Here is a 12,620-nt window from a genome sequence, read left to right as displayed (position 1 = left end):
GAGAGCGACGTGCGGCGAAAGTCGCATGCGTCGTTCGGGCTGGGGGCCGTTGGAAAAGGACCTGCTCAGCAGGTACCTCGCTGACGGCCCACCAGTACTTTGTGGCACAACCTCGGGGAGGCTGCTGAGCGGGCTGTCGCCCGCCACCGCCAGTGCCTTCGCGTCCTGGTCCCCGATCGCGAGGGGAAGGCCGAACCACCGGCGCCGCCCGACGAGAAAACGGACTCTCCATGGCGGAGCGAGCGATTTGCCAACCGCATCCGAGCCAGGCACGCCACAGTCCACGCGCTGCTGGAAGCCGGCCACAGCCGCCGTTCCATCGGGCGCCAGCTGAACATGACCCACCGCACGGTCAAGAGCCTCGCCGACGCTGCGAAGCCGGAAGACCTCTTCCGCGGCCAGTGGCAGCACAACCGGACCTCCGTCCTCGACGAGTACAAGCCCTACCTGGACGAACGCTGGGATGAAGGCTGCACCAACGCCTGGAAGCTCTGGGAAGAGATCGTTCCCTTGGGTTACCGAGGAAGCTACGGCCGGGTCAGCGCCTACCTGCGAGAGAAGCGCACCTCACTGCGGCCGGTGACCGCGCAGCCGCCAGCACCCCGCGTGGTGACGAGATGGATCCTCAGCCGACCCGAGACGCTGACCGAAGTCGAACAGCTCCGGCTCAAGGCCGTCCTGGCCAACTGCCCTGAGCTCGATGCCCTCACCGGCCACGTCCGGTCCTTCGCCCAGATGCTCACCGAGCGCCAGGGCGAACGGCTCCCGCAGTGGCTCGACGCCGTCCGCCAGGACGACCTGCCCAACCTCCACACTCTCGCGGCAGGAATCGACCGAGACCGCGACGCGGTCATCGCCGGACTCACACTGCCCTGGAACTCCGGCGTCGTCGAAGGACACGTCAACCGGATCAAGATGCTCAAGCGCCAGATGTTCGGCCGGGCCGGCTTCGCACTGCTCCGCAAGCGAGTCTTGTTGGCTCACTGATCGATGTCAGATGCGCGCGATAGCTTCCCAGCATGGGTGTGTATCTGGTGAGCGTCGGCGCGGAGGAATGGTTCGGTGACGAGGAAGACGGATGGGGCGAAGTTGCTTCAGCGCTCAACGCTGAGCTCAGGCGGCGGGGCCTGCCGCCCTACGAGGACGTCCCCCCTGAGACGGACTTCGCACCTGGCTCAGGGCAAGCTTTTGAGGAGAAGCTGACCCCCTCTATGACCGGGTTTTTCGCCTTGAGCGAGACGCACCTGTCACGAGAGGAATCGGAGATCCTCTGCGGCTGGACGGTGCTCGTGCCCTTCTCGCTCGATGAGGAGATCTGGTTGCCCAACGATTTCGCCGACCACGAGTCCATGGTCGCTGGCGCGCCTCAGGTACTACGGCTCGCCGAGAAGCTCGCGACAGCCATCGAACTGCCAGCCGAAACCCCGGCGACATGCGACAACCTCGACCTGAGCATGTGGTTCAGGCACCAAGCAAAGGAACTGGCCACTACTCGAACAGGACCGTGGACCAAAGACCTGGACACAGCCTTCTACATCGCACTGTTCCTGCGCGCTGCCCAGCACTCGATCCGACGCGGCTGCCCCATCGTCTGCGCCTGAGACCCACCTTCGGTCCCCCGGTCTCCCAGCGGAGATCACTCACCGTGCACGCATCACGGAAATCGAGCCAGAACCCTGCGACGTGAACAGAGCCAAGGGCAGCGACTGCAAGGATGAGGGATGGGTGCCAGCAGCGCGTGGTCGGAACCGGTGGTCGCGCAGAGGCGTTCTTTGTTACCAGTGGAGTTCATCCGATGCTGCTGAAAGCGGGTGCTCGGCGGCGCTGTTTTGGAGGGGGCGGGTGAGTGTGTCGCGAAGCAGGAAGATCACGATCATGGTGGTCGCGGGCGTGTTGACCGTCTCGACGCCGTTCTTCTGGCTGCTGGACAACCCGGACACCGGCCAGCTGGTGGCCGCCTCGGTCCAGGGCGCCACCGGTATCGCAGGTCTGGTGTGGGCACTGATGCAGTCCCCGGCCACCCCACAGCCCGGCGTTGCGGTGATCGACACCGGGAACGCCAAGGCCACCGGTGGAGGCCGGGCGTCCACCGGCGCGCGGGGCCCGCAGCAGGCCGGGAGCGGGCCGGTCCGGGCGGAACGGACCGGGGACGCCGATGCGGACGGGCCCGGCAGCAGCGCAAGTACGGGTATCGACTTCAGCTGACCGGGCCGGGACGGCCACAGTTCCGGGGAAGGTTTCTGTCCGATGGTGAGATGGAGATGGCCCAAGCGCCACCCCGGCCCGGACGGCGACTCCAACGTCGCGCCCGAGGCCACGGACGCAAAACACGAGCCGTCGGTAACCGCCGCGGACACCGGTGATGCCACCGCCCGCGGCGGCGCCACGGCGGTATCCGGCTACACCGGACCGGACCGAGGGCCCGCCGGCCCGGCATACGTGAGCCGTACGGGCGCCGCCAGCGCCAGTGAGGGTGGTCTGGCCGTCTCCGGGTACCTGGCGATCGACCGCCTCACCCTCGTACAGCAGGCCGCGCCGCGCACACCCGCCGCCTGGCCGCACCAAGTCGGCGTGCTCCCACCGCGAGCCCTGTCCTTCCAGCACCGGGCCGAGGTCGACCAGTTGCGGGCGGCAGTCGACGGCGGGGGCACCGCGGTGCTCACCCAGGTACTGACCGGGGCCGGCGGGGTGGGCAAGACCCAGCTGGCCGCCGACTACGCCCGCACCGCCTTAGACAGCGGCGAGGTCGACGTACTGGTGTGGATCAGCGCGAGCAGCCGCTCCGCAATTACGGCTGGCTACGCGCAGGCCGGCGTAGAGGTCCTTGCCGCCGACCCCCGTGACCCGGAGCAGGCCGCGCGGGCATTCCTGGCCTTTCTGGAGCCCAAAGCCGGTCAGAAGCCGTGCCGGTGGCTGGTCGTACTGGATGACGTCGCAGATCCTGCCGACATCCGCGGCTGGTGGCCGCCCGCCAGCCGTCACGGCCGTGCCCTGGTCACCACGCGCCGCCGCGAGGCCGCTCTGACCGGAGCGGGCCGGCGCCGGGTGACCGTGGGCCTGTTCACTCCCCAGGAAGCAGTTGCTTACTTTACCGCCGTACTCGCCGCGCACGACCGCCACGAGCCAACCGACCACATCGACAGCCTTGCCGCCGACCTGGGGTACCTTCCCCTCGCCTTGGCCCAGGCAGCCGCCTACATCATCGACGCCGACCTGATCTGTGTCTCCTACCGAGAGCTGCTGGCCGACCGGATCAGGAAGCTGGCCGACTTGCTGCCGGAACCCGGCGCACTGCCCGACGACCAGACCGCTACCGTGGCTGCCACCTGGGCCCTGTCCACCGAACACGCCAACAAGATCCGCCCGGTGGGCTTGGCACGCCCCATGCTTCACCTGGCGGCCCTCCTCGACCCCAACGGCATCCCCGCCACGGTCTTCACCATGCAGCCTGCCCTTGCATACCTCACCGAGCACCGCACCCCGACCAGCACGGGCGGCACCCACCCATCGGCCCCGGTCGTCTCGGCCGAAGACGCCGTGCTCGCGCTGCGGGCCCTGCACCGACTCAGCCTCATCGACTACAGTCCGACCATCCCCCACCAGGCCGTGCGCGTCCACCAGCTCATCCAGCGCGCCACCCGTGACACCCTCACTGCCGACCAGCACGACCAGCTCGCCTGCGCCGCCGCCGACGCCCTCACCGCGGCCTGGCCCACCATCGAACGAGACACCGCTCTCGCCCGCGCCCTGCGCGCCAACGCCACCGCCCTCACCCGCGCCGCCGAAGACGCCCTGTACCGGCCCGCCGCTCATCGGGTGCTCTTCCGCACCGGCCATAGCCTCGGTCAAGCCGGCCACGTCACCGCCGCCACCGCCCACTTCCATCGACTGACCGAGGTGACCGCCCGCCACTTCGGTCCCAACCACCCCTACAGCTTGGCCGCCCGGAACAACCTCGCCCGGTCTCGGGGTGAGGCGGGAGACGCGGCAGGTGCTGCCGCCGCATGCGAAGAGCTCCTGACCGATGTGGTGCGGGTGCTGGGTTCCGATCACCCGGACACCCTCAACACCCGCCACAACAGGGCCTACTGGCGGGGTGAGGCGGGAGATGCGGCGGGCGCGGCGGCTGCGTTCGAAGACCTGCTGGCCGACCGGATACGCGTACTAGGCCCTGACCACCCCGACACCCTCAACGCCCGCCACAACAGGGCCTACTGGCGGGGTGAGGCGGGAGATGCGGCTGGCGCCGCTGAAGCCTTCGCCGGACTCCTGGCCGACCGGATGCGCGTCCAGGGCCCCGACCACCCAGCTACCCTGGCGGCCCGCAGCAGCCTCGCCCGGTCGCGGGGGCAGGCGGGGGATGCGGCGGGCGCGGCGGCTGCGTTCGAAGACCTGCTGGCCGACCGGATACGCGTACTGGGCCCTGACCACCCCGACACCCTCAACGCCCGCCACAACCTGGCTGGCTGTCGGGGTGAGGCGGGAGATGCGGCGGGCGCGGCGGCTGCGTTCGAAGACCTGCTGGCCGACCGGATACGCGTACTAGGCCCTGACCACCCCGACACCCTCAACGCCCGCCATGACCTCGCCCGGTGGCGAAGGGCTGCGGGAGGCGCTCCTGGTGCCGTGGCCGCGTTCGAGGAACTGCTGGCCGACCGGATACGCGTCCAGGGCCTCGAGCACCCCCACACTCTGAAGACACGCCACGACGTCGCGTACTCGCGAGGTGTAGCGGGGGACGCGGCGGGTGCTGCGGCCGCGCTCGAGGAGCTGCTGCCAGACGAGGTGCGGGTGCTGGGTCCCGATCACCCGGACACCCTCAGCACCCGCCACAATATTGCCTACTGGCGGGGTGAGGCGGGGGATGCGGCTGGCGCCGCTGAAGCCTTCGCCGGACTCCTGGCCGACCGGATGCGCGTCCAGGGCCCCGACCACCCAGCTACCCTGACGGCACGTCACGAGCTTGCCCGGTGGCGGAGTAGAGCGAACGTTGATGAATCGACCGATTGATGAGCAAGATTAATTAATACTCCAGCTGTAGATCGTTATGGCCAGCTGAGGGCTGCTTCTTGGCGGTGGTAGTGGCTGGTGCGGGCCCGGTATTGGTGGCGGCGCCAGGTGGACCAGGCGTGAGGGCAGGCCGTGACGCGGCTGGGTTCGATGACGAGCAAAGTAAGCAGGCGGCGGATCTCGTTGCAGGTCAGCGCGATCAACCCGGCCGAGGCGGGGCGGGCGGAGTGCTCGTTCGCGGCGATAACCGCGAGCAGGGCGTGGGCGAGCATCGCGAACACTGTCCAGCGCCGCCAGGAGGTCCAGCGGCGGACCTGGTGTTCGTCGAGCCCGGCCAGGCCCTTGCCTGCCTGGAAGGATTCCTCCACCGTCCAGCGGCGGCCGGCGACGCGGACCAGTTCGCGCAGCGGCACCGGTTCTGGGCTGTAGCAGCGGTGGAACGCCAGCTCACCGGTTCGTCGGTGACGGCGCACCAGCAGCCACCGGCATCGGGTATCGGCGTCCTTGCGGTCATCGCCTGCGGGATCCAGCACGGAATCCGCAGCCGGGACCAGGGCGACCAGAGCCCAGTCGTAGTAGCGCTCGCCCTTCGCCCCGGCCCCGGCCGAGAGCCGCTGCCACGCTCGTTTCGGCAGGCTGGCGGTGAGCGTGTCCGCGCGGATGAGCCCGAACGCGGTCGGGACGCGACGATCGCAGCCGATGGCCAGCACATACCCGACCCGGCGGATCTCCAGCTCGTCCCGCAGGGCGGGATCCGCGCCATATACCTCGTCCCAGGCGACCCATCGCGCTGGCACCCCAGCGTTCAGGGCGCGGCAGATCATGCCCGTGGCCAGCGCGGGCTTGGTCAGGAACCTGATGTCAGCGGGCACCCCGGCTTCGGCGCACCGGTCGGGGTCGCCTGTCCAGGACTTCGGCAAGTAGAGCTCGCGGTCGATCATCGCGTGGCCACGGGCGCCTGCGTAGGTCAGGTAGACCGCGACCTGAGCGTTCTCGATCCGCCCAGCGGTGCCGGTGTACTGGCGCTGGACCCCGACCGTGCAGGTGCCCTTCTTCAGGTCACCGGTCTCGTCGGCCACCAGCACCGCATCGGTGTCGCCGAGGTTGGTGGTGACGTAGTCGTGCAGGTCATCGCGGACGCCGTCGGTGTCCCAGCTGGCTCGCCCGAGCAGGTACTGCATGCCGTGCGGATCCACATCACCGGCGTGCTCGGCGATGCTCCAACAGTTCTTCCGGGGCAGGTCGGCCAGCAGCCCGACCAGGAACCGGGCGGCGCGGCGGCGAATCTCGATCCGACCGAACCTGGCGGCGATCAAGGCGAGCAGCCTGTCGGTCTCGGCTCGCCAACGGTCAGGTTCTACTCTGTGACCCACGGCCACCGCTTGATCATCTGATGTCGACACGACGGAGGAGGATCACGCGGTGGCCGTGCCATGTCCAGGACCGCCACGCCGGCAAGATCACGGCCTACGGCTGGAGTATTAGGAACGGACCCGGTCCGCGGGCGCGGTCCAGCCGGTGGAGCGGATCCACTCGGCCAGGTCCCAGGTGGTCGGCTCGATCGCCCGCACCGCTGCGAGGTCCGACGGGTAGTCTGACGCCTTGGCGAACTGGCGGAACATCGCCTTGTCGAGGTCGTTGCCGAGGACGCTCAGTGGCAGGGTCTCGTAACGTGACGGTAGCCCGGCGCGCGCGCCGAACGCGGCGGCGATCTGGGGGCCCGTCGGCTCGTCGCCGATGACCTCGATGGCTCCGCCGGGCACGTCCGCGGTGTCGAGCAGGATCGCGGCGGCGACCTGGCCGATGTCCCTGATCGAGATCATCTTCAGGCCGATGTCGTCCGGCAGCGGCAGCCTCAGCACGATCGTTCCGTCCTCCAGGCTCGGCGCCATCACGGTCGCGAAGTTCTCCATGAAGGCGGCCGGGCGAACCATCGTGGCCCTCAGGCCGGAAAGCTTCAGGTATTCCTCGATCCGGTGCTTCGAGTCGTGGTGCGGCACGCCCGTTTCGCGATCCGCTCCGAAGACCGAGTTGAACACGACGTGTGGCACGCGCGCTGCGGCCGCCGCATCGACGAGGGCGGTGCCCACTCGGACCTCCTCCTCGACCTCCTCGAGGCTGTTCGCCTCCGGGGTCATGAAGTAGAACGCGTCGACCGCCTCCAGCACGGCGACCGTTGACGCCGGGTCGTCGATCCGGACGGTCGCCAGCTCGACGCCTCGGGCGGCCAGCGCCTGCGCTCGATCGGACTTGGGGGTGCGGACGAGGGCCCGCACCCGCGCTCCTCGGGCCAGGAGCGCGTCGACGACCGCCCCGCCCTGCTGTCCCGTCGCACCGAAGACCGCGATGGCACCGTTTTCCCGCGTGACCATGTCGTCACCTCTCGTTAGGTCATGCCATGAACCTCGACTAGTTCACGTCGTGAACCAGATTAGTTCACGCCGTGAACTTACGCCAGGCATGGGGGTGCCGAGGAGGACTGCGCGGTAGGTCAGGACGAGGTGGACGCCGAGACGCCTGACGCGTCCACGATGGCGGTGGCGAGGCGTTCGAGGTCGCGCTGGTCGTCGGCGTCGAGGTTCTCCGCGACGTCGGGCAGGCGCTTGATGGTCTCGGCGAACACCGCCTCGGCGAGCACCTTCCCCGTGGGCGTCACGCTGAGCATGATGACCCGCCGGTCCTGCTCTGAACTCGCCCGGCTGACCAGGTGGCGCCGCTCGGTGCGGTCGACGAGCTGGCTCAGCGCGTTCTTGGTCATGCCGAGCGAGGCGGCGAGGTACGCCATCTGCCGCGGCTTGTCCTTGACCGCGCACAGCAGCGTGGCCTGTGAGGAAGTCAGGTCGTACTCGGCGCAGATCTGCGCGTACCTCCGCTGGATCAGGACCGAGAGCCAGAAGAGCTTGTCGCCGTAGTCCACGCCCGCCGCCCCTCGTCTGGTGCCTAACACCCAGTCTACCGACGCCGACCGGCTTGCCCGACCGTCCAGCTGCCAGTGAAATCCGCCTTGCCTGGCCTGGAGCGCCGCGACCCCTCCGCGAAGTCCTCGGCGCCTGGCAAATCCGGCCGGACTCGACGAGCACCAGGTCGGCCGCTGGACCTCCTGGCGGCGTTGGCCAGTGTTCGCGATGCTCGCCCACGCTCTGCTCGCCGTGATCGCCGCCCACGACAATGCCACACGACCGGCACCGGCCGGTTGATCGCGTTGACCTGAAACGAAGTTCAACGGCTGCCCGCCAGCCCGAGTCCTGACACCCGCCCGCATCTTGCCTGCCCCGAGGCCTGGTCCACCTGGCGCCGATGCCACCAACACCGAGCCCGCACCAGCCACTACCGACGCCAAGAAGCAACACTTCACTCGCTATAACAATCTACGGCTGGAGTATTAACTGCATCGGATGTCTGATCGTCGACCGCAACGGCACCCCGCTGGCCGCCACGCTCACCGGCGGCAACCGGCACGACGTCACCCAGCTTCTGCCGCTGCTGGACGCGGTCCCACCGATCGGGGGCCTGCGAGGGCGGCCCCGCTGTCGGCCCCGGCGACTGTACGCCGACCGGGGCTACGACTTCGACAAGTACCGCCGCCAGTTGTGGAAGCGCGGCATCAAGCCGATGATCGCCCGACGCGGCATCGCTCACGGCTCCGGACTGGGCAAAGTGCGCTGGGTCGTGGAGCGCGCGTTTGCCTGGCTTCACCAGTTCAGTGGTGCGAATGGAGCGCTCGGAGCATCTCGGATGCGATAATCATGCGCATCTAACGTGGATGAATTGTGAAAGCGTGTGATTCGAGGGCCCCTCTCCTCGTCAGTGCCAGAGGCGTGCAGCCGCGTGTAACTGGCGGGCGGCCGGCGGCATTGGCCCGGACTGGCCATCGCCCAGGAAGACGGGCCGCTCTCGTCGCGGGCGGAACGGCTCGCGTGGGAGATCGCCGCCCGCATCCCCTTGAGGAACTGACTTCGCCAGCGGCGGACTCGGGGGTATCGATTTTCTCTCTGTCTCCCATGCCCCGCCTCAGGAGGCCGCGGCAACGCCGATACCGATGGCGATGAACAGCCAGCCGGTCGTCAGCTCCCAGCGGTGGCGAATCTTCGGCCGGGCGAGGAAGACCCGCAGCCGCGCGGCGACGACAACGAGGGCGAACCAGTAGACGACGCCGATCAGAACATCGAGGATGCCGAGGAAGAAGATCTGTCGCGCGGTTGAGTCACCGCCGTGCACGAAGTGCGGCAGGACGCTGAGGAAGAACAGCGCCGCCTTGGGGTTGAGCACGTTGGTGAGGAAGCCCTCTATGAAGCCGGACCGCCACCGGCCGCAGGCCGGCCCGTCCGGGGCCAGGGTCCGCGGGGCGGCAAGCCTCTCCGGGCCGTCTGCCGCCGTCGTCCCGGCGCGGCGCTCGCGGGCGGTCCGCCGGGCGGCCAGGACCACCCGGATCCCGAGGTAGACCAGGTAGGCCGCGCCGAGCAGCTTGATGGCGTCGTAGACCACGAGAGAACGGGCGGCGATCAGCGACAGCCCCGCGGCAGCGGCGAGCATGTGCACGCACAGCCCGGTCTGGGTGCCCAGCGCCGCGGCCCGCCCCTTGGCGGGGTGCTCGGCGGCCGAACGCACCACCACCAGGAAGTCCGGGCCGGGGACCACGTAGGCCACCAGAACGACACCGAGGAAACCCGCCAGGTCGACCGACATCCGCTCTCCTCTTCACTTGCCCCGTGGACCGTTCCCCGCTGAGGGGTTTCGTCATGGGCCGGGCGTTGACCTGCCCCGTCCGGTCCTGCCCCGCCCAGGCCGCGAGCGTTCGCCTGCCGATCACCGAGGCAACGGCTTCGTCGAGTACCCCAAGGCCCTGTTCCAGATGCTCGTCCGCCACGGTCAGCGGCGGCAGGACCTTGACCACTTCGTCGTGGGGCCCGGCCGTCACCAGCAACAGGCCGCCCCGGTACGCGGCGTCACCTACCTCGCGGGCCGCACCGGGGCGGTCGAAGGGCAGGCCCCAGGCCAGACCGCGTCCGCGTGGGGCGGTCAGCCCGTGCTGACGGGCGATCTCGGCGAGGGCGCTGCGCACCCGTTCGCCCAGGTCGGTGGTCCGGTTCTCCAGAGAACGGTCGGACCAGAACAGCTCCAGCGCGCGGGCCCGGTAACAAACGCGGGGCTGTGCCTGCGGAACGTGCCGTTGCGCTCGCCGGGCTTCCACACGTCGTACTCGGGGCGCATGAGCGTTAGGGCCATGGGCGTCCCGTACCCGCTGATGGACTTGGACAGGCAGACGAGGGCGGGAACGATGCCGGCCGTTTCGAAGGAGAAGAACGGTCCGGTACGTCCGCAGCCCATCTGGATGTCGTCCACCACCACGAAGGCCCCCTGCTCCCGTGCCCAGGCGGCCAGGGCACGCAGCCAGACCGGACGGGCAGGGTTGACGCCGCCCTCACCCTGAACGGTCTCCACCACCGCGAGCGGCCCGCCCGCGGCGGCACCGTCCAGTGACCTGACGAGCCGCGCCACCGACGTCCCCTCGTCGTCCGTGGGGTCGTCGAAGGGCACGGGGACGGTGTGCGGCAGCGGTACCCCGGCTCCGGCGCGCTTCGCCGGGTTGGCGGTGACGGCCAGGGCCCCGTGCGTCAGCCCCTTCGCAGACAGCGACAGGACCATCTCGTCCACCCCGCCCAGACGCCGCTGCCGCTTCTTGACCAGTTGCGGCTCGAACGACCCGGCCCGGTCCCGCGGCACAGCGATCCCGACCGGCCCCGACTCGGTGATCACTCTCTTGGACCGGTGTCCGTTTCGGTAGTTGTCCCTGCCGCCCCCGGCCCGCTCACCGGGCCCGTGTCCCAGGTGATCGGTGAGCCCGCCCTCCAGCGCGGACTCCAGCACCCGCTTGGTCAACCGCTGCAGCAGGCCGCCCTCCCCGGTGAGCTTCACCCCACCGGCCCGGGCCCGGGCCACCAGCTCGGCAACCAGCCCGTCATCCACGGCACTCGTCTCACTCGCCGCGGCCTTCCCGGCCTCGGTGCCACTCGTCACGTCAGTCATCAACTGTCGCTTCCCGCTCGGGAGTTACACCGCTCACCGGCTCTGTCCCGTAATCGGTGGTAACGAAGGGTGACGGTCAGTGCAGGAGGACGCGGTGGCGGAGCAGGTGGGTCTGTCAAATGAGCGGTGTAACTACGGTGTTGGGGCTACTGACGGGCTGCTGAGAGGCGGCCGTCGAAGGTGATGTCGAAGGCGTTCAGGGCGGTCTTCCAGCGCATGGTCCAGCGGACCTGGCCCTTGCCGGTGGGGTCCAGCGACATGATGGCCATGTAGACGCATTTCAAGGCAGCGGTCTCGTTCGGGAAGTGGCCGCGGGCCTTGACTGCCCGCCGGATCCTGGCGTTCACCGACTCGATGGCGTTCGTGGTGCAGACGATCCGGCGGTTCTCGGTGTCGAACCGGAGGAACGGCGTGAACTCCTCCCACGCGTTCTCCCAGAGCCTGACGATCGCCGGATACTTCTTGCCCCACGCGTCGACGAACTCCGCGAACCGCTCGAGTGCGGCTTCCTCGGTGGCAGCGGGGTAGACGGGCTTGAGGACACGAGCGATCTTGTCCCAGTCCTGGCGGGCGGCATAGCGGAAGGAGTTCCGCAGCAGGTGGACCACGCAGGTCTGGACGGTGGTGCGGGGCCAGACGGTCTCCACCGCGTCGGGCAGGCCCCTCAGGCCGTCGCAGACGAGCATGAGAACGTCGTTCACGCCGCGGTTCTTGATCTCGGTGAGGATGTGCATCCAGTGCTTGGCACCCTCACCGCCGTCGCCTGCCCACAGGCCCAGGATGTCCCGCCGGCCCTCGACGGTGACGGCCAGGGCCACGTAGATCGGCCGGTTCGCCACGGCGCCGTCGCGGATCTTCACGTGGATCGCGTCGATGAAGACCACCGGATAGACGGCGTCGAGGGGCCGGTTCTGCCATTCGGCCATGCCGTCCATCACCTTGTCGGTGATGGTGGAGATGGTCTGCTTGGACACCTCAGCCCCGTAGACCTCGGCGAGATGGGCCGGGATCTCGCCGTGCGTGAGCCCCTTCGCGGACAGCGACAGCACCATCTCGTCGACGCCGGTCAGGCGGCGCTGCCGCTTCTTGACGATCTGCGGTTCGAAGCTGCCGGCGGTGTCCCGGGGCACCTTGACCTCAACTGGGCCGACGTCGGTCAGCACGGTCTTCGCCCGGGTGCCGTTGCGGCTGTTGCCGTTGTTCCTCCCGGCCGGATCGTGCTTTTCGTAGCCGAGGTGATCGGTGATCTCGCCCTCCAGCGCGGACTCCAGCACCCGCTTGGTCAGCATCTGCAGCAGCCCGCCCTCGCCGGTCAGTTGCAACCCGTCCGTACGGGCGCGGTCCACCAGCATCGCGATCAACTGCTCGTCTGTCGCCGTACCCGACGGCGCCTGGACCGGCTGCTCAGCGGGCTCAGGCTCAACGACGGTGTCGGTCATCTCTGACGTCTCCTTGATCATCGGATCCGCCGTTGATGAGACACTCCCAAGATCCCCGACTGTGAGGATGGGGCAGCACCGCTCGAGGGTCTGACCCGATCCCCGATTGACGCTTCGGCTGTCCTCACTCTGAATCGTCGACCT

General features: G+C 69.0%; 10 protein-coding genes and 2 pseudogenes. 5 read left to right on the top strand and 7 right to left on the bottom strand.

The window, feature by feature from the left end; translation table 11 throughout:
• Positions 1-336 precede the first annotated feature (336 nt).
• From KUM38_RS28285 to KUM38_RS43035, 4 genes are all read left to right on the top strand, one after another.
• Positions 337-987 (top strand): transposase, encoded by a 651-nt coding sequence (locus tag KUM38_RS28285; protein WP_254397880.1) that lies wholly within the window; start codon positions 337-339, stop codon positions 985-987.
• A gap of 32 nt (positions 988-1,019) precedes the next feature.
• On the top strand, positions 1,020-1,601 hold the full coding sequence (locus KUM38_RS28280; protein ID WP_217133310.1) for a hypothetical protein: 582 nt from the start codon (positions 1,020-1,022) through the stop codon (positions 1,599-1,601).
• A gap of 241 nt (positions 1,602-1,842) precedes the next feature.
• Positions 1,843-2,205 carry a hypothetical protein gene (locus KUM38_RS28275; protein ID WP_308409069.1) on the top strand — a complete coding sequence of 121 codons (363 nt, stop codon included), beginning with the start codon at positions 1,843-1,845 and terminating at the stop codon, positions 2,203-2,205.
• Positions 2,206-2,571: 366 nt separating this feature from the next.
• A complete protein-coding gene (locus tag KUM38_RS43035; RefSeq protein ID WP_374227093.1) occupies positions 2,572-5,010 on the top strand; it encodes a tetratricopeptide repeat protein in 2,439 nt (812 codons plus the stop codon).
• A gap of 35 nt (positions 5,011-5,045) precedes the next feature.
• On the opposite strand, the gene KUM38_RS28265 is transcribed toward KUM38_RS43035, so the two are convergent.
• The 3 genes from KUM38_RS28265 to KUM38_RS28255 all read right to left on the bottom strand — a co-directional run bounded on the left by KUM38_RS28265 (position 5,046) and on the right by KUM38_RS28255 (position 7,927).
• Entirely contained in the window at positions 5,046-6,383 is a 1,338-nt protein-coding gene (locus KUM38_RS28265) for an IS701 family transposase (protein WP_374227092.1), read from the bottom strand.
• Positions 6,384-6,491: 108 nt separating this feature from the next.
• Positions 6,492-7,382, bottom strand: a complete 891-nt coding sequence (locus KUM38_RS28260) for an NmrA/HSCARG family protein (RefSeq protein WP_217133307.1) — start codon at positions 7,380-7,382, stop codon at positions 6,492-6,494.
• 119 nt (positions 7,383-7,501) lie between these two features.
• Entirely contained in the window at positions 7,502-7,927 is a 426-nt protein-coding gene (locus tag KUM38_RS28255) for a MarR family winged helix-turn-helix transcriptional regulator (RefSeq protein WP_217133304.1), read from the bottom strand.
• Between the two features lie 482 nt (positions 7,928-8,409).
• Here KUM38_RS28255 and KUM38_RS28250 point away from each other — a divergent pair.
• Positions 8,410-8,712 (top strand): annotated as a pseudogene (locus KUM38_RS28250) (transposase); the annotation flags it as partial.
• A 309-nt stretch (positions 8,713-9,021) separates the two neighbouring features.
• On the opposite strand, the gene KUM38_RS28245 reads toward KUM38_RS28250, so the two are convergent.
• The 4 genes and pseudogenes from KUM38_RS28245 to KUM38_RS28235 form a co-directional block, all read right to left on the bottom strand.
• Positions 9,022-9,696 (bottom strand): LysE family translocator, encoded by a 675-nt coding sequence (locus KUM38_RS28245; protein ID WP_217133299.1) that lies wholly within the window; start codon positions 9,694-9,696, stop codon positions 9,022-9,024.
• Between the two features lie 193 nt (positions 9,697-9,889).
• Positions 9,890-10,072: pseudogene (locus KUM38_RS43725) on the bottom strand (diaminobutyrate--2-oxoglutarate transaminase); the annotation flags it as partial.
• A complete protein-coding gene (locus tag KUM38_RS28240) occupies positions 10,030-11,028 on the bottom strand; it encodes an aminotransferase class III-fold pyridoxal phosphate-dependent enzyme (RefSeq protein ID WP_217133297.1) in 999 nt (332 codons plus the stop codon). The gene KUM38_RS28240 and the pseudogene KUM38_RS43725, both read right to left, overlap by 43 nt.
• Positions 11,029-11,183: 155 nt before the next feature.
• Positions 11,184-12,389, bottom strand: a complete 1,206-nt coding sequence (locus tag KUM38_RS28235) for an IS256 family transposase (protein WP_254397881.1) — start codon at positions 12,387-12,389, stop codon at positions 11,184-11,186.
• Positions 12,390-12,620 lie beyond the last annotated feature (231 nt).

This window comes from Streptomyces sp. AC558_RSS880 (assembly GCF_019049255.1).
Taxonomy (GTDB): Bacteria; Actinomycetota; Actinomycetes; order Streptomycetales; family Streptomycetaceae; genus Streptomyces.
Note: the sequence above shows the minus strand (reverse complement) of the source record. Positions and strands in the feature narration are given on the sequence as shown.